Consider the following 17,007-nt stretch of genomic DNA (forward strand, 5'->3'; position numbering starts at 1 on the left):
AGTTATAATAACTAGTTATAATGGTGGTACGTCTTATGCTTTGTGCTATCCATGGAGGATTGATTGAGTCGGCCGCGACGTTCAGCGAAGTCATGGCTGTTGAAAGACACTACTCGGAAGGGAGATGATGAACATGCCATGGTACAATAATCCGGCTATCACCAGCAAGGTGTTGAACAGGATCGCCAATCGTCACCCACGTACGAGCATTCAAGACCTCAACTTGACGTTGGATCGTGCCACGCAATTAATTTGGAGCAAACAGGAGGAGTATTATATGCGACAATCCTCATATGCTGGCAATGGTCATGTGGGTGAATGATTTTCCGGCAGGACAATAATCTTATGACATTTTTCATAAGATTATTGTTATAATACCACTTAGAAAGAATGGTCGAATACTGCGTATCAAGAGAAAGAATAGGTGCCAGAAATGGGTGTTGCAAGAGAAGTCTCTCGTACACTGAAGGCTAAGTAAGAGCCGGAGACTTCTCGAGTAACAAGGCGAACCGGCGGGAAGCTGTAAGCTGGTGGTCAGAAGAGTAGTGCTGTTGCGAGGATCCCCGTTTGTCAGAAGTCTTAAATACCGATCAATGGCATTATGGGGGGAAAGAGGAGGTGTGTTATGAAACTAAGCACCAAGTTCCAGGCAAGAGGACTCTTCCACAGAGTGCGCGGCACGGTTAGGGAGATTACCGGGAAGGTCTGTTCGAATACCATGCTGGGAACCAGAGGTAAACTTGAAAAAGTAGCCGGCAAGGTTCAATGGAAGATCGGCAAGGTTCAAGGGTTTTGCGGGCTTTAAAGCGGCGTTTCGGCAGACTGCCCACCGGCTGAAAGTCCGTGTTCCCTATGGAAAGGTGTGGGCAAAAGTGATGGAGAAACATGCAGGGGGCATCGGGACCTGATTCCCCGTGAGGAATCGCCGGTACCCCCTGTTTGGTAACTTGCTTTCCGTTTTTTTAGCAATGTAGTATACGACAGGTCGTTATATAAACAACCGTTGTGGTCAATGCCATAACAGGTTTTATCCTCCACAAGCTTCTCGATCATTCCGCTTGCGAGTCAAGTGCTTAATTTTTGATCAAAATAGGGCGCGTCCCTACCAGGAAGGTCCCTATTAAAACCTTTTTTCACTCAACAGTTGTCTGCACCTGTGGACAGCCGCATTGTCCGCAGGTGCAGACTCTCCAACCGCACTCCCGGCAACCGGGGTTTTGCGGGTCCCGCCCATCGATGGTTTTACCGCAAGCCGTACACTCATAACGGTCAAAAGCAAAGCCGCAATTGCGACAAACCAACATATGAGCATCTCGTGGGTCGGGGAAGACATGGATAGAGCCACAGATCAGGCAGATTGACGCCATTTCCGGTTTGTTCCTGATGCCGTCACGGTGCTTACGATAGTGGTTGAACAATTTTCCGGCCGTATCCCTATCAAGTGTTTCCATTAAATACCCTCCCGTTGACTTTCTTTATTGGCATGCAACTTTGCTGCCGGATCTCGACCGTACGTGAGTGAGTTCTTGTGTGGTATCTGAATTGAGGGGATCAACAGAGAGAGGGGTGACGGTGGACAGGTCCTATCCAAGACATCGGACAGGGAAGAGATCGGGAGAATAAGTGCGGACAAGTAACTCCATGGGAGGCGCATCGTATGCAATGGGATGCCGGAGCATTCATACGGTTCGGTCGACTGGTTCCTGCCGGAGAGGCAGCACCACTGTAAAGGTTGTCCCCTCACCGACGCGGCTTTCCACCCGAATTTCCCCCCCATGGTCCCTGACGATGCTGTAAGACACTGCCAATCCCAGCCCCGTACCCTGGGCCTTGGTACTGAAGAAGGGGGAGAAGAGCCGCTCCTTGTCCTCATCCTGAATGCCGCAGCCTTTGTCCTGCACCATTACCCTTACCCGTTGGTCAGTCTCGGCACTCATTACCAGTTCTCCACCCTCTGGCATAGCCTGCAAGCCATTTATGATCAGGTTGGTGAAAACCTGCCGTAACTGGTCCTTGTCCCCTTCGATATCCACATCCATTTCCCGATAATTCTTCATTATCCGGTAGCGGTCGAGGGGTATCTGATGACCGATCTGATTAAGGATGGTGTCGAGCATTTTCCCCAAGGAAAAACTTGAAACGCGTTTTATACCGTTACGCGAGAAGACCCGCAGATTATTGACGATACGCTCGATGCGGATGGCTTCTTCCACAATGGCGTCAGCCTCTTCGCGGTTTTCATTCCCAGCCGGAATGGCGCTTTGTAGAAGCTCGGCATTGCCGCGAATCACCGCCAGCGGGTTGTTGATCTCGTGGGCCACCCCGGCCGCCAGCATGCCCAGGCTGGCCAGCCGCTCGGCTCTGCACAACTCATTCTGGGTCGCCAGCAGTTGCGCGTTCTTCTCCGCCAGATCCCTAGTGCGCTCTGCCACCTTCTGTTCCAAGGTTTGATTCAGTAAACTGACCTCGCGAGTCATTTTGTTGAACTCGTTAGCCAATAGCCCGATCTCATCGTTGCTTGTTACCGTTATCGGTTCTATGTGTTGCCCGGAGGCCATACGCCGGGTGGCCTCGGCCAGTGCGCGCACCGGTCGGGCCATGCGACTGCTGATCCAGGTGGCAAGGCTAATGCCGATCAGGGCTACGGACAGCAGCACGCCGGCAAAGATCAGGTTGAGTCTTTTTTTAAGGTCCAGAAGAGGCTGTTCCGGCATGCCGACGTAAAGAGCTCCCACCACGCTGCCGGAGGGATCGCGAATCGGCTCATAGGCCGAAATATACCAGTTACGGTACACAAAGGCGCGGTCGCTCCAGTTCTCGCCCTGCTTCAGCACTACTCGAGCCACATCCTCCGACATGAGGCTGCCGATGGCGCGGTCTCCGGACGTATCACGGACGTTGGTGGCGATCCGCACATCTCCCAGAAAGATCGTGGCTGCGCCTTTCCCATCCTGGCCAAAGACGATGCGAGTGATGGTATCGACCACCATGCTGTCGCCATTAAGCATGAAGCCGGCCTGTAACGCTCCGACAACACGGCCGTCACTAGTCAGCAAGGGAGCCGCCGCTACCAGCATCAGCCCGCGTGGCTCCCTGTTCCGCGTAATTATGCGAGCCCTGGGGGTCGGCGTAAGAGCTATTTGTGCCGTCTGTGCCAGAACCGGGTTCTCCAGCCTCAGGCGTTCCTGGGAGTAGATTTGCACCCCGCCGGTCAACTCTCCATTAAGGGCGCGGTCCAGTATCGGGTCGTCTTCCAACCGGTCTCCATGCTGTTGCTGGTTGGCTGCCCGGTAGTGCACCACCCCCTTTGCATCGATCAGGTTCAAAAAACTGAGATTCTCCGTTTGCAGAATCTGCAACAACACTTTTTCCGACCGTTCGAAACGGGAGTCGCCAAGCCGTTGGACAAGCTCCGGCATGAGTGCGGCTCCCTTAACTACACTATCAAGGTGATTAATTTCGTCACGGTAGACCGTGCGGGCGAGGTTGAGACCCTGTATCATATTTTGCTGGGCCTGACGGAATACATGGTCGGTGATCAACTGAAATCCGATCAGCCAACTGAGGAGTATGGCAACACAGAGTGGTGTCAGGGTGGCGAAGATGAACTTACGGCGGATGGAGGCATGTGGGTGGTTCATCACTCCTCCCAGTTCATCAGGCCGAAATCGGAGATACGTCGGTCAAGCGTCCGGCGCGAGATGCCAAGTATCTCTGCCGTACGGCTTTTATTGTAATGGTTTCCCCTCAATACCGCCTCGATATGCTGGCGCTCCATCTCATCCAGGGCAACCATCTGCGGTTGATGCGCCGGAGCAGGCACAGATGAAGGCTCCTTTTGTTCGCTGTGCAGAGGGATGACGTCGGCACTGATGTGGCTGCCGGAGGTGAGGATTACGGCCCGTTCCATGACATTTTCCAGTTCGCGCACGTTGCCTGGCCAAGTGTAGGCCTGCAAGGCTGCCAGTGCCCTGGAATCGATGCCGTGGATCTCCTTCCCCATGCATTCGGAGAAGCGGTGCAGAAAGTGCCGTGCCAGAGGCTCCACGTCCTCGGGGCGTTCCCTGAGGGGCGGCAGGGTAATGGTGATTACGTTCAGCCGATAGTAGAGGTCTTCTCTGAAATGTCCTTCGGAGACCTCGTTTTGCAACTCCTTGTTGGTGGCCGCCACGAAGCGCACATTCACGTTTTTGGGATGCGTGGACCCGATAGGTATGAAGTCGCGCTCCTGAATCACCCGAAGTAGCTTGCCTTGAACCGCGGGACTGATGTCGCCGATCTCGTCCAGAAACAGGGTTCCTCCATCGGCTTCTTCCAGCATACCCTTCTGATTGGCGAAGGCCCCGGTAAAGGCGCCTCTCAGGTGCCCGAACAACTGGCTTTCCAACAGGGTATCCGACAGGGAGGCGCAATTGAGTGAGACAAAGGGATGGTGGCGCCGCAGGCTGTTATGATGCAGGGCGCTGGCGATCAACTCCTTGCCGGTGCCCGATTCGCCCAGTATCAGGATATTGGCGTCGCTGGATGCAACTTTGAGGGTGAGGTCGTAAACTTCGCGAAAGCGGGGGCTGGAAAAGATGATCGGCTCATGCCCCCCTCCGTGTATCCTGGCCCGTAGACGGCGGTTCTCTGCTGTCAGGCGGCTCAGGTGCAGTACGTTTTCCACCATGCTGAGCAACTTCTCGTTGGGACATGGCTTGGTCACATAGTCATAGGCGCCCAGTTTGATGGCCCTGACCGCATCATCGATCGTTGCATAGGCAGTTATGATGATCACCGGCAGGTCAGGCCGCATTTCTTTGACACGCCGTAGTATCTGGATGCCGTCAAGATCCGGCATTCTCAGGTCCTGCAGCAACAATTCAACCCGGTCGCCGGCCTCGGATTCCAGGTGCGCCAGCAGTTCTTCGCCACGGTTGAAGGTGGCCACTTGATACTTTTTAAGCACTTTTCCGAAGTACTTGAGGATTCCTTCCTCATCGTCGCAAATGCAGATATGTGACATGTGCCCACCTTCCAAGACAGTTTTGCGCAAATCAAGTCAGTTTTAAACAACGTTGCAGTTGGAAAATCTCCCGCACGTCAAACCTGCTATTTTTTGCCCAAACCCCTGAAAGCCTTTGTAACACTGACATCACAACCGCTTGATACAGCGAGATAACCTCGATTGGCGTATGAATTGCTGTATACAGTATAGCATGATTTTTCAAGACAGTTTTGCGCAATTTCAGGAAAAAAGCATCAGGTTTTTAGTGCCATCAAGGAAAGGAGGAGTTATGAGCAACTCAGATGCGTTTAACTCGGTCAGACAAAAACTTGGCGGAGTTTCGAGAAGGGATTTCCTTAAATTCTGTTCGGTTATGGCCGTCGGAATGGGCCTTCCGCTCAGCGTGGGTGCGAGAATTGCCGAGGCCATCGTCAATCCCAAACGTCCTCCGGTAATCTGGCTTTCATTCCAGGAATGCACAGGGTGCGTCGAGTCACTCCTGCGTTCCAGCCATCCTACCCTGGAACACCTCATTCTCGATCTCATCTCGCTGGATTACTCGGAAACCCTGAGTGCCGCGGCGGGTCATCAGGTGGAGGCCGCAAAGGCTGAATCGATAAAAGGGAACAAGGGCAAATTTATTCTGGTGGTGGACGGAGCCATTCCCACCAAAGAACACGGGATCTACTGCAAGATCGCGGGAAGGACCGCCCTGGATATCCTGAACGAAACAGCGCCGCAGGCCGCTGCAATCGTGGCCATGGGGTCGTGCGCCTCATGGGGCGGGGTTGCCGCAGCGAGCCCGAATCCTACCGAGGCCAAGGGGGTGCCGGAAATCCTTACCAATAAAACAGTCGTTACGATCCCCGGCTGTCCGCCGAATCCTTACAACCTGCTCTCGACGATTCTTTATTTCGTCACGTTCAACAAGCTCCCCGAACTTGATCAAAAAGGGAGGCCCCGGTTCGCATTCAGTCGCCTTATCCACGAGAATTGTGAAAGAAGACCTCATTTCGATGCAGGAAGGTTTGCGGAACAATTTGGCGACGGGTTACACCGGAAGGGCGCCTGTCTCTACAAACTGGGCTGCAAGGGGCCCGAGACCTACGCCAACTGCCCATCCGTTCTTTTCGGCGACACCGGCGCTGGCACATGGCCCGTAGGTGTGGGGCATCCCTGTTTCGGCTGCGCCGAAAAAGGCGTGGGCTTCTCCGCTCCGCTCCATCAATTAGCAACCCTGAAGGAACTGACCCCGCCCGTGTTTTTCGGCGAAGCGTTCCCGAACAAGCCGGGTGTTTCCCCCGGCATCAAGACCTTTGCTGCCGGGTCCGCAGGTATTGTGGTCGGTGCCGCCGGCGCGGCGATGCTGACCGGCCTCGGCACCAAGAAAGATACCACCCAGGACAAGCCCCACGGGCAGCATGAGGAGAACGCCCGGGACAAGGAGGAGTAGCCATGGCGATCAGCAGACGGGGATTTCTGAAAGGCGTCGCCGGCGGAGGCGGGCTGCTCCTGGTTTCCGGTATTCCGCTCGCTGACGCGCGTATGTCAACGCAACTCCCACCCCATGCGGTTGGGATTCTGTACGACGCAACGCTCTGTATCGGCTGCAAATCCTGCATGGTCAATTGCAAGGAGCAGAACAGTGTGCCCGGCGGTGCGCTCTACAAGAAGGGGATGACGGCGCCGCCCTATGAGAACGGGGGAGTTCCGGGCAACAACGGGATATGGGACGCGCCGCAGGAGTTGTCGGGAAAGACGCTCAATATAGTCAAGGTCTACAAAAACGGCACGGCAGAAAAAAAGGACACGGCCGTGAACGGGTATTCCTATTTCAAGCAGCAATGTCTCCATTGCGTCTCTCCGGCATGCGTTTCAGTCTGCCCGGCCGGCGCGTTCAGGAAGGACCCGGAGAACGGTTCCGTCTACTACCTTGCCGAGAGGTGCATCGGCTGCCGCTATTGCCAGCTCGCCTGCCCGTTCGGGGTTCCTCGCTATGAATGGGACTCGGCCTGGCCGGAGGTCAGAAAGTGCCAGTTGTGCCGGCATCGTTACGCCGAGGGCAAGTACGCCGCCTGCGCCGAGTTCTGTCCCACCGGGGCCACCATCTTCGGTAAGGTCGTGGACTTACGCAACGAGGCCCGGTATCGGCTCAGCCTGAAACCGGGAACGGAGTATGACTTCCCGATACAGACCGTTGATTCGACGGAAAAGTCGCGCAGGCCGGTTGCCCGGTATGCCGACGGTGTCTACGGCCTGACCGAGGCGGGAGGAACCCAGAACATCATGCTCTCAGGCGTGTCGTTCGAACTGCTCGGTTTCCGGAAGAATATCCCCCATTTCGATCTTCCTTCCCTGACGTGGGCCTATGTACGCAAGGTCCTGTGGGTTTTCGCGGGGGTTTTTACGGGAGGGACGGCCATCTATACGTTTACGCATCGGAAGGACAAGGAGGAGAGCCATGATTGATACGACCAAATATGTCGGCCCCAAATGGGGCGGCGTCATCAACAGGTTTATGGCCGATGAATACAGCCTCTCCGATATCGATGCGACCAGGTATGTCGGTACAAAACTGGGAGGCGTCATCAACAAGCTTCTGGACGATACACCCAGCAAGGACCTGGGGATCAAGATGGTCACGCCGTTTACCCTTGTGCTGGTAGCTTTGATAGGCCTTGCAGCGGTCGTTGCCGCGTACCGGTTGATCTTTGGCATCGGGGCCGCATCCAACCTGAACGATCTCTGGCCGTGGGGGCTGTGGATCGGTTTCGATGTCCTGGGTGGGGTGGCCATGGCGGCCGGAGCGTTCCTGATTGCAGGGGCGGTCTACATCCTGAACTGGAAAAAGTACAAGTGCATTGCCCGCGCCTCGATCCTGAACGCCTTTTTTGGCTACCTGCTGGCGGCCATCTCCATCACCCTTGACGTGGGACGTTCCTTTGTCATTTGGCATCCCCTGGTGATGTGGCAGGTTAACTCGATCATGTTCATCGTCGCCCTGCACCTTGTGCTCTATCTTACCACCCTGGGCACGGAATCGAGTCCCATGGTGTTTGAAAAACTCGGCTGGCAGCGCGCCCTGAACTTCGTCAGCCGTATCATGATAGGAGCCGTCATGTTCGGTGTGGCGCTGTCGTTGCTTCACCAATCCTCATTGGGGGCCAACTATCTGATCGTGCCGGCCAAACTGTCCCCGATCTGGTACAGCCATCTGATCCCCTATCATTTCCTCGTCTCGGCGATCATGTTGGGGCTGGCCATCGTTAGCTTCGAGACCCTGCTCACCGGCAAGGTGTTCAACCACAAGCCTCCCCGTGATGTGGTCGAAGGATTGGCCCGAGGGGTAATGATCGTCGGCTCCGTGTACCTCGTCATGAAGGTCTGGCACCTGGCGACCGGGCCGGGCGTGGGTGCGGTTCTGGATGGGAGCTTCCTGGGGAACCTTTATCTGATCGAGATGACGGTGGGTGTGATACTGCCGCTTTTCCTGCTCTCCTTCCGCTCCGTCAGGACCAATCTGGACCGTATCTTTGTGGTGGATATCCTGGTGATACTTGGGGTGCTGATGAACCGTATGGACGTGGGGGTCTTCGGGGTTTCCGAGTTTGCGAGCCGTTCGGGCGGCGATTATTTCCCCTCGATGATGGAAACGACGCTGACGATGGGTATGATCGCCTTTGCGATCCTCGGCTTCAAACTCTGCGCCAAATATCTGCCCCTGTTTCCCGAGTCGCATCATTAAACAAGAGCAGTAACTATCTGAATGAACCGTACGTTTATTGGGTTCAACTGGAGGAAGATATGGCAAAGCGAATCAGCATTGATCCGGTCACGAGGATTGAAGGCCATCTGAGGATAGACTGTGAACTGGACAACGGCCGCGTAAGCAAGGCATGGGCGTCGGGCCAGATGTGGCGCGGCATAGAACTGATATTGAAGGACAGGGATCCACGAGAGGCTTGGTTGTATACCCAGAGAATATGCGGGGTCTGTACCACTGTCCACGCCATAGCCTCGGTCAGGTCGGTTGAGAATGCGTTGAATTTGGAAATACCCCTGAACGCGCAATATATCAGGAACATCCTGATGGCCGCTCATGCCATTCAGGATCATATCGTACATTTCTACCACCTTTCGGCCCTGGATTGGGTGGATGTAACATCCGCCCTGAAGGCTGACCCCAAAAAAACAGCGATACTGGCCCAGAACACATCCAACTGGCACCTGAACAGCGCGCAGGTATTCACGGAGACGCAGAATAAGCTGAAGGGCTTTGTGGGGACCGGGCAGTTGGGTATATTCGCCAACGGCTATTGGGGCCACCCGGCCATGAAGCTTTCGCAGGAGGTAAATCTTCTCGCCGTGACCCATTATCTTCAGGCGCTTGAGGTCCAGCGCAAGGCGAACATGATCGTCTCCATTCTGGGCGGGAAAACGCCGCACATCCAAAACCTGGCCGTGGGGGGCGTGGCCAATCCCATAAATACGGACAGCCCCTCCACCCTTACCATGGAGCGGCTCTTCTACGTCAAAGCCCTTATCGACGAACTCGGCGACTTCGTGAACAACGTTTATTTCCAGGACGTATGCGCCATCGGCGCCTTCTACAAGGGATGGACCGCATACGGGGCCGGCGTCACCAATTACCTGTCGGTGCCAGAATTCCCGATGGATACCAAGGGGACCGTTTTCGACCACCCCGGCGGCTATATCCCCGATGGTGACATCGGCAGATTCCATCCCATAACGGGCTTTCATGATGAGTTTTTCAGGGCGGGAGTGCAGGAGAGCGTCAAGCATTCCTGGTACGACGGCAGTTGGACCCGCCATCCCTGGGAAGAGGACACGGAACCCCATTATACGGAGTTTCAGGACGACGGTAAATACTCCTGGGTCAAGGCCCCCACGTTCAACGGCAAGCCCGCCCAGGTCGGCCCCCTCGCTAATATCCTCTGCATGTACGCCGCGGGGGACGCGCACACCAAGAGATATACGAACAAGGCCCTTGAGACCATCAGCGGCATGGCCGGCGAGAAGGTGCCCATTACGGCGCTCTATTCGACCATCGGTCGACATGCGGCCAGGGCCGTACGCGCAGCGGTTCTGTACGAAACCCTGCAGAAACAATGGCAGGCCCTGATGGACAATATCGGGAAAGGAGACAGCTGGACCTTCAACAAACCGGAATTTCCGAACGGTGAGATCAAGGGGGTTGGGCTGCACGAAGCGCCGAGGGGCGTGCTTTCCCACTGGATTGTGATCAAAGACGGCAAGATCAAAAACTACCAGGCCGTTGTCCCTTCCACCTGGAACTCTGGACCGCGAAACGCACAGGATGTACCCGGCCCCTACGAGGCGTCGTTGGTGGGAACCCCGGTGGCTGATCCTGAAAAACCGCTTGAGGTACTGAGAACGGTACATTCCTTTGACCCCTGCCTGGCATGCGCCATCCACATGGTTGATACGGAAAACAGGGAAATCGTGAAGGTCAAAGCACTTTAGGATAGAGAATGGAGGCTCGCTGTGAAAGTTCTTGTGCTTGGCATCGGCAACCTGCTCCTTCAGGATGAGGGGGCAGGTGTGAGGGCCGTGGAAGAATTCGAAAGGAGCTACGAGACCCCGCCGGGAGTCGAACTCCTTGACGGCGGCACAAGTGGTATAGAGCTTCTGCAGTATATCCGGGGGAAAGATTATCTCATTCTCCTCGACGTGGTGAAGAGCGGAAATCCGCCCGGCAGCTTTATCCGGTTGGAAGGCGAGAAGGTACCGGCCCTCTTTCAGAAGAAGATTTCGCCACATCAGCTTGGGGTCTCGGACCTTCTCGCCACCGCGCAACTGATCGACGGGATGCCCAAGCGGGTGGTGCTTTTCGGCGTTGAGCCCAAATCGATAGAAACCGGCCTCGAGATGTCCGAGGAGGTTGGCGGCAGTATTGGGAGACTGGCAGAAATGGTCGCCCTTGAATTGACTTCTCTCGGGTTGGATGTTGCACCGAAATCGGGGGAACCCTGCCGATAGGCTCTCTTTTGGAAGGAAAGCGCGACAATGACAACTACAAGGCAAAAAACGTATGAGGGAATTGAATCCTGCTGAGAGGCGCAAGGTATGGGTTTCGAGGTCGGTGTGATCGACCTGCATCCGTAGGGGATGGTGTCATTTCCCCGCCTTTGCGGAACTGTGATTTTTATCGGCATTGTAACGATAACCCCTAGGGGTATCAGATGCCGATACAATTATTGCCGGTGCTTCGCTCATAAGGCAATTTCCCAGAGGATCGAAGACCATGCAGATACTCCTGTTCGCACGAGATGGGGTTGGTGACCATATCCGGGATGCTGTGGTGCGGACCGTCCCTGAAACTGAAGTATTCAGCGCAATGGGCAGCTTGGTCAGCAGGATCATGAACCCGTCCATGGAGCCTGTGGTTGCTGTGCTGATTGTCGGTTCCAAGGTTGAGTTTGCCGAAATACAACTGATGAAATGGCTGCTGCATGATATTTGCACCGTCCTGATTCTGCCTGACCGGGATATGGAGACCGTCGCGGATGGCTACAATCTCCACCCGCGTTTTATGGGGTGCCTGGACGATGATGCTGATGAAATCGCCGCCGTGCTCTCCAAAATGCTCACTCGCGAGAGGGCAGGGCAGACAACGCTCCACACTGAACATTGAGACACCCTGCCAATATATCGGAAGGCGTCCCCGCTGAGTGTCGGATCGCAATCGGCTGGGGAGAGGGCAGAGCAGTCTCCGCTTCCTAACACCGGAGGGTATGTGGCAGTCCCTCTACTCCCTCATCTTTTATTCAACGCCACCCACCAAGTCTCATCTTGAAATGGTCACCTTACTCCACTGTGGGCTCCGAAAGATCTGCCGATTTTCTGTCGTATCCTCCTTCCACCCACGTAGTCGGACCCCAAACATTGCCGGTTCCGCACCCTTAAGGGATGCACAGCGGTTTTGTTTCTTTTGCGCATAGATATATGCTAGTCTGTCACACAATTTTTCTCCGACTTCAAAGAATCGACAGGTGTGATCTTCCCATGACTATCCTCCAGATATTTGCCCTTGCAGCAGTTCAAGGTGCTGCAGAGTTGTTACCCGTTTCCAGTTCCGCCCATGTAATCGTGATTGCCAAACTTATGGGCCTCGATCCCACTACTCCGGAAATGACGCTCCTGCTGGTCATGCTGCACACCGGGACCATGTTTGCGGTCATCTGTTATTTTTGGAGGTCGTGGCGGGAGAGCTTTTTTGCTTCCCGGAAACAGTTTATGCGTGCCTTCAAGCTCATCATGATCTCCACCATCCTGACCGGCATGGTCGGGCTGGTGCTGAAAGCAGTTATCGAAAGGGCTGTCCTGAGAGAGATCCCCAATGCCGAGATCGAGTTGCTGTTCGGGAATCTGGGTTTAATCTCGGCTGCTCTGACTGCGGCTGGAGTGCTGATTATCGTTGCCGGTCTGTATGGGAAACGTGCGTCGACGTCTGCCGACTTGGGAGTAAGGGAATCGGCCCTGATCGGGATGGTCCAGGGCCTCTGTCTCCCTTTTCGCGGTTTTTCGCGCTCCGGCGCTACTATCTCCGCAGGATTGCTGTTGGGGATTGCCAGGGAAAAGGCCGAAGAATTCAGCTTTGCTCTGGCGGTTATACTCACACCACCCGTGATCGCTCGCGAGGTTTGGCGTCTCTTGAAGGCGCAGACACTCACCACGTCAACCCAGGGGGCGCATCTGGCGGGACTCTTCTTCCCCAGCATTGTGGGGATGGTATTGAGCTTTTTGGCAGGCCTCCTCGCTTTACGCTGGCTTTCGAGCTGGCTGGAGAAAGGACGTTGGCAGTTCTTCGGTTTTTACTGCCTTGTTGCGGCTTCCGTTGTTTTTACATTTTATCGGATTGGGATGTAAAGACAGCCCGATTCGTCCGGTATTCCCGTATCAAATATGATGGCTAATGCTCGCATCTGCGCTGCCAGACCTACTATTCAAGAGGAGAGAACAGGCATGAAAACTTTACTGGCCCTATCATTAGTACTGACCCTGGCTATTTGCAACAACGTCGTGGCGGCCGACTCGATCGGCATCGGTATTCGCGACGGCATCGCCCACGGCCACTATGACACCAATTCCTTTGAGGTGTTCGGCGATCTGTATCTCAACCCGATCATCTCTGTCGGCGCAAGCGCCGGCTATGTCATGCCCAACAAGAATCACATCAACTCTATCCAGCGCGATAAATCCGTGCCGATCACCGCACTCTTCAAGGCCCATCTCCCGATTCCCTTTATCAGGCCCTATGCTGGTCTGGGTGAGGCTGTCGAATTCCACGGCCACAACTCCGCGACCTACACCCCGGTAGTGATGGGCGGTGCCGATATTCCCCTTGGGTTGTTCTTCCTGAACGCAGAATACCGCCGGCACGTCAACGACCGCATGGATTTCTTCAGTATCGGTGCGGGAGTCAAATTTTAATTTGTTGTTGAAAGATTATTGATGAGAGCATCGATGGTGTTGGACGGTCGTTAAAGCTATTTGGTGCGCCTCGACTGCTTCGTCTCGAGCGGCGGTATCGGGCCATCTGCAGGATGTTGCCAACCCTTTTGGCGTCGAGCATAGTCAATCCGACGTAGTTATTCTGGGCTGTTTTGGGTTGTAACAGGGAAGCATGCATGAGCAACGTGTCGATAGTATGATTTTCTTTCACGTTGCCATCATTTTTTGAGAGCTGATTACGCTGACAGCGCCTTTTTTAATTTTTTAACCAACAGGCAGACAACAAGGTATATGAACAGATAGGTAAAGGTATTCCATTCATAAAGGTGCGAGCCTATCTTGATATGGTCGTAGTAGTCGGCGGTCGTTTTTGCCAGTATGATTTCCAGCACACAGACGATGCCGATAAGGGTATTCGTAAACCATGTTACGACACATATACAAAATATATATAGTACGTCTATGGATATCTCACCGGTTATGCAGTCGATATAGCCCAGCAGGGAAACAATAATAGTGGTGAGCACAACGGCTTTTACGACGTGGAATATGTTGTATGTTGGGGGCGTATCCGGCATGAACGACCTCTCTGACGGTGGCACCTGAAACATATCCCTTAAAAAATTATTTTACCAGATTTTCGTTGGTCGTTGCAAAGTCATGTCTTGTCGTGATCCGGTATCACGTTCCAGTTATTCAACCACGCAACACAAAGCCTCAGGTGCAAAGGGGCTTTGTGCTGCGTGTCTTTCATGCGCAGATAAACTGATCGGCCGGACAGGAATGGCTTATTGGGCTGGAGGGGCGGCCGGGGCGTCTTTCATCCGCCGCTTGTCGTGCATGGTCTTCAGTGTCTCCAACTGGGCAGGTGTGAGAATGGCGCGGAACTGTGCCCCGGCTTTAGCCTTGCCGACGTTAAGGTCAGCTTGGATACCGGCTACCTTGGCGGTTTCAGCGCGGATCGCCGCCTCGTCGATGGTATCGGCGTGGATCAATGCCTGGAGATTCTTTCGCTCGGTGCGCAGGCTGGCGAATATCGGCTTCATCGCATCCCTGTTGGCCTGGAAGATCGCCTTTGCCTGGGCTTTCTGCGCTTCGGTCAGGCCAAGTTTTTTGGCAATTCTCTTGAAGTTGTGATGCATCCGCTGCTTCATGTGATTGCCGCAATGCCCGCTATCCCATCCTCCGTCGTCTGCCTGTGCCATACCGGCAAACGCCGTTATTGCCCCAATACACAACAGTACTACGATTTTTGCCATACTTTTTCGGTTTCTAAACATTGTCGTAACCTCCGCCGAACGATTTGTGCAACCTGCTTTGTAGACGGTAGTTACGGGGAAAAGGTTACGGGTTTATCCGCGGCGGGCAACAACGGAAAAGACTCCTCCTTGAGAAGCGGGAAAAACGGTAGGAACCGTTGATCTGGCCCATACTTAAGGCTTGTTCTCAAGGGATGGGTAAATACCGGATGGCGGAAAATCGGCACGGAAGGGTGTGAGGGGAAGCATCAGACCCGCTGGTACGCAGGCCTGTTACATTTGTTGTTTTTGAGGTGAGGCCAAATGTGTTATACAGCCATAAGTTTCCCATCTCCCTGTGTTGTCGGTACGTGGGGTGATGCCAATGTGGTTTTTAATCTTCATTTTGATACATTTTAATGGTTCAGCCATGAATGCGGGAATTGAACACAACATCGGATACGCTTGCACTGCACTCCAATGCCGGAAGGGGCTGGGGGGGAGAACTGCCATGCGTTGGATTGACGCACACGGCAGCAGGACCGACTACACCTTTGACGATCTTGACGCCCAAAGTAGCTGCTTTGCCAATGTGCTTGCCGGCCTTGGCATCAGTAAAGGGGACATCTTCTTCACCTTTCTCCCCAAGATGCCGGAACAGTTCTTTGCCTTCCTTGGCGCCCTTAAGGCCCAGACGATCTGCGGTACCCTTTTTTCAAACTTTGGCGAGGATGCACTCCTTGACCGTCTCGGTGCTTCAGGATCGGTTGGTATCATTACCCGTAAGAGCCTCTATAAGAAGATTGCCCGCATACGCGGGCAACTCTCGGCTCTTAAGTTCGTTATCTTGGTGGATGGGGACGATGATCCCGGCAACGGCATAATCAGCTATGCCCGCGCCATGGCTGAAGCAGGAGACTCATTCGAAGTGCAGCCAACTTCGCCGGATAGCCCGTCGGTCCTGCATTACACCTCCGGCTCCACAGGGAAGCCTAAGGGGGTACTCCACCGCCATGGCAGCTTGGTGGGCCAGAGGGCAACAGCAGAGAACGTACTCGGCCTGCAGCATAACGACATTTACTGGTGTACTGCCGACCAAGGATGGGTTACCGGAACCTCTTACGGAATTATTGCCCCCTGGAGCCTTGGCATAACCCAGGTGCATTACGGCGGCGGGTACGATGCTCAGATATGGATGGATATTTTGGCACGGGAACGGATAACAGTCTGGTATTCTGCGCCGACCGCCTTGCGCATGCTCATGCGGGAAGAGGAGGACATCTTTACACATGCCGACCTCTCGGCCCTCCGCACCATCTACAGCGTTGGCGAACCACTGAACCCGGAAGTCATTGCATGGTCGCGCCGCCTCCTGCATCGGGATATCCATGATACCTGGTTTCAGACCGAAACCGGTGCAATAATGATTTCCAACCTGCCTGGTATTCCCATCCGTCCCGGTTCAATGGGCAAGCCTTTTGACGGTATAGAGGCGGCTATCCTTGCGGATGACGGCACGAAGCTGGCGGATGACGAACAGGGAAACTTGTGCATCAAGGCCGGTTGGCCTTCCATGTTTGTGGCCTACCTGCATAACGAGTCGGCCTACAACTCCAAGTTCAGGAACGGCTACTTCTATACCGGCGATACCGCTCGACGGGATAGTGACGGTTACTACTGGTTTATGGGGCGGAGCGACGACGTTATCAATACCGCCGGCCATCTCATCAGCCCATTCGAGGTTGAAAGTGCCCTGTTGGAGGTAAAAGAGGTAGCCGAATCGGGCGTAATTGGCGTGCCCGATGACCTACTCTTCGAGAAGGTGGTGGCCTATGTCCACCTGCATGAAGGATGTCTGCCGACCAAAGACTTGGAGATCAGAATCAGGCTGCACGTATCAAATCGTGCTTCCAGCATTGCCACACCTCAGGAAATCATCTTCTGTGAAGGGGTTCCCAAAAACAAGAGCGGCAAGATCATGCGCCGAGTGCTCAAAGCAATTTATACCGGCGAAGATCCTGGCGACATCTCAACCCTGGAGATATGACATGACAATAACTGAAACCCTGAACCAGATATTTTGCATGGTGTTCGATGACGATGCTATCCAGATACATCCCACTACGTCCGCCAACGATATCGATGGGTGGGATTCCCTTTCCCACGTCAACCTGGTAACCACCATCGAGGCAAAGTTCAATATCCGCTTTACCCAGAAAGAGTTGCTCAAACAGCGCAATGTTGGCGACCTGATAGCCGACATCGAACGAAAGCTGGCGGCCTAAC

General features: G+C 54.4%; 15 protein-coding genes. 11 read left to right on the plus strand and 4 right to left on the minus strand.

Going from position 1 to position 17,007, the window contains the following annotated elements:
- The first annotated feature begins 625 nt into the window (after positions 1-625).
- Positions 626-805 (plus strand): CsbD family protein, encoded by a 180-nt coding sequence (locus LDN12_RS05320; protein ID WP_223921642.1) that lies wholly within the window; start codon positions 626-628, stop codon positions 803-805.
- Positions 806-1,679: 874 nt separating this feature from the next.
- On the opposite strand, the gene LDN12_RS05325 is transcribed toward LDN12_RS05320, so the two are convergent.
- Complete coding sequence (locus tag LDN12_RS05325; RefSeq protein WP_223921643.1) at positions 1,680-3,641, minus strand: cache domain-containing protein; 1,962 nt, start codon at positions 3,639-3,641, stop codon at positions 1,680-1,682.
- A complete protein-coding gene (locus LDN12_RS05330; protein ID WP_223921644.1) occupies positions 3,641-5,005 on the minus strand; it encodes a sigma-54 dependent transcriptional regulator in 1,365 nt (454 codons plus the stop codon). Before LDN12_RS05330 ends, LDN12_RS05325 begins: the two co-directional genes overlap by 1 nt.
- Positions 5,006-5,276: 271 nt before the next feature.
- On the opposite strand from LDN12_RS05330, the gene LDN12_RS05335 reads away from it, so the two are divergent.
- The 8 genes from LDN12_RS05335 (at position 5,277) to LDN12_RS05370 (ending at position 13,462) form a co-directional block, all read left to right on the plus strand.
- On the plus strand, positions 5,277-6,440 hold the full coding sequence (locus LDN12_RS05335) for a hydrogenase small subunit (protein ID WP_223921645.1): 1,164 nt from the start codon (positions 5,277-5,279) through the stop codon (positions 6,438-6,440).
- A 2-nt stretch (positions 6,441-6,442) separates the two neighbouring features.
- Positions 6,443-7,456, plus strand: a complete 1,014-nt coding sequence (gene hybA, locus LDN12_RS05340) for a hydrogenase 2 operon protein HybA (RefSeq protein WP_223921646.1) — start codon at positions 6,443-6,445, stop codon at positions 7,454-7,456.
- Positions 7,449-8,732: an NrfD/PsrC family molybdoenzyme membrane anchor subunit gene (gene nrfD / locus LDN12_RS05345; protein ID WP_223921647.1), complete on the plus strand. Its 1,284-nt coding sequence runs from the start codon at positions 7,449-7,451 to the stop codon at positions 8,730-8,732. Before hybA ends, nrfD begins: the two co-directional genes overlap by 8 nt.
- 59 nt (positions 8,733-8,791) lie before the next feature.
- Positions 8,792-10,492: a nickel-dependent hydrogenase large subunit gene (locus LDN12_RS05350; protein ID WP_223921648.1), complete on the plus strand. Its 1,701-nt coding sequence runs from the start codon at positions 8,792-8,794 to the stop codon at positions 10,490-10,492.
- A gap of 21 nt (positions 10,493-10,513) precedes the next feature.
- The gene (locus LDN12_RS05355) at positions 10,514-11,008 is read left to right on the plus strand and encodes a HyaD/HybD family hydrogenase maturation endopeptidase (protein ID WP_223921649.1); all 495 of its coding nucleotides are present in this window, start codon (positions 10,514-10,516) and stop codon (positions 11,006-11,008) included.
- 265 nt (positions 11,009-11,273) lie between these two features.
- The gene (locus LDN12_RS05360; protein ID WP_223921650.1) at positions 11,274-11,663 is read left to right on the plus strand and encodes a hypothetical protein; all 390 of its coding nucleotides are present in this window, start codon (positions 11,274-11,276) and stop codon (positions 11,661-11,663) included.
- Positions 11,664-12,034: 371 nt separating this feature from the next.
- Positions 12,035-12,898, plus strand: a complete 864-nt coding sequence (locus LDN12_RS05365; protein ID WP_223921651.1) for an undecaprenyl-diphosphate phosphatase — start codon at positions 12,035-12,037, stop codon at positions 12,896-12,898.
- A 96-nt stretch (positions 12,899-12,994) separates the two neighbouring features.
- Positions 12,995-13,462, plus strand: a complete 468-nt coding sequence (locus LDN12_RS05370; protein ID WP_223921652.1) for a hypothetical protein — start codon at positions 12,995-12,997, stop codon at positions 13,460-13,462.
- A gap of 257 nt (positions 13,463-13,719) precedes the next feature.
- On the opposite strand, the gene LDN12_RS05375 is transcribed toward LDN12_RS05370, so the two are convergent.
- Positions 13,720-14,061, minus strand: coding sequence for a hypothetical protein (locus LDN12_RS05375; protein ID WP_223921653.1), 342 nt, complete (start codon positions 14,059-14,061; stop codon positions 13,720-13,722).
- A gap of 210 nt (positions 14,062-14,271) precedes the next feature.
- Complete coding sequence (locus LDN12_RS05380; protein WP_223921654.1) at positions 14,272-14,742, minus strand: Spy/CpxP family protein refolding chaperone; 471 nt, start codon at positions 14,740-14,742, stop codon at positions 14,272-14,274.
- A gap of 490 nt (positions 14,743-15,232) precedes the next feature.
- Between LDN12_RS05380 and LDN12_RS05385 the strand changes: the two genes are divergently transcribed.
- Together LDN12_RS05385 and LDN12_RS05390 are read left to right on the plus strand one after the other, a co-directional pair.
- Positions 15,233-16,768: an AMP-binding protein gene (locus LDN12_RS05385; RefSeq protein ID WP_223921655.1), complete on the plus strand. Its 1,536-nt coding sequence runs from the start codon at positions 15,233-15,235 to the stop codon at positions 16,766-16,768.
- A gap of 1 nt (position 16,769) precedes the next feature.
- Complete coding sequence (locus LDN12_RS05390; RefSeq protein WP_223921656.1) at positions 16,770-17,006, plus strand: acyl carrier protein; 237 nt, start codon at positions 16,770-16,772, stop codon at positions 17,004-17,006.
- Position 17,007: the final 1 nt, after the last annotated feature.

The sequence above is a fragment of the Geobacter sp. AOG2 genome (genome assembly GCF_019972295.1).
Lineage (GTDB): Bacteria > Desulfobacterota > Desulfuromonadia > Geobacterales > Pseudopelobacteraceae > Oryzomonas.

Coding starts and splice junctions, on each gene's coding strand:
- LDN12_RS05385 (WP_223921655.1), top strand. CDS start 15,233: ATGCGTTGGATTGACGCACACGGCAGCAGGACCGACTACACCTTTGAC.
- LDN12_RS05325 (WP_223921643.1), bottom strand. CDS start 3,641: ATGAACCACCCACATGCCTCCATCCGCCGTAAGTTCATCTTCGCCACC.
- nrfD (WP_223921647.1), top strand. CDS start 7,449: ATGATTGATACGACCAAATATGTCGGCCCCAAATGGGGCGGCGTCATC.
- LDN12_RS05365 (WP_223921651.1), top strand. CDS start 12,035: ATGACTATCCTCCAGATATTTGCCCTTGCAGCAGTTCAAGGTGCTGCA.
- LDN12_RS05350 (WP_223921648.1), top strand. CDS start 8,792: ATGGCAAAGCGAATCAGCATTGATCCGGTCACGAGGATTGAAGGCCAT.
- LDN12_RS05390 (WP_223921656.1), top strand. CDS start 16,770: ATGACAATAACTGAAACCCTGAACCAGATATTTTGCATGGTGTTCGAT.
- LDN12_RS05335 (WP_223921645.1), top strand. CDS start 5,277: ATGAGCAACTCAGATGCGTTTAACTCGGTCAGACAAAAACTTGGCGGA.
- LDN12_RS05380 (WP_223921654.1), bottom strand. CDS start 14,742: ATGGCAAAAATCGTAGTACTGTTGTGTATTGGGGCAATAACGGCGTTT.
- hybA (WP_223921646.1), top strand. CDS start 6,443: ATGGCGATCAGCAGACGGGGATTTCTGAAAGGCGTCGCCGGCGGAGGC.
- LDN12_RS05320 (WP_223921642.1), top strand. CDS start 626: ATGAAACTAAGCACCAAGTTCCAGGCAAGAGGACTCTTCCACAGAGTG.
- LDN12_RS05360 (WP_223921650.1), top strand. CDS start 11,274: ATGCAGATACTCCTGTTCGCACGAGATGGGGTTGGTGACCATATCCGG.
- LDN12_RS05370 (WP_223921652.1), top strand. CDS start 12,995: ATGAAAACTTTACTGGCCCTATCATTAGTACTGACCCTGGCTATTTGC.
- LDN12_RS05330 (WP_223921644.1), bottom strand. CDS start 5,005: ATGTCACATATCTGCATTTGCGACGATGAGGAAGGAATCCTCAAGTAC.
- LDN12_RS05375 (WP_223921653.1), bottom strand. CDS start 14,061: ATGCCGGATACGCCCCCAACATACAACATATTCCACGTCGTAAAAGCC.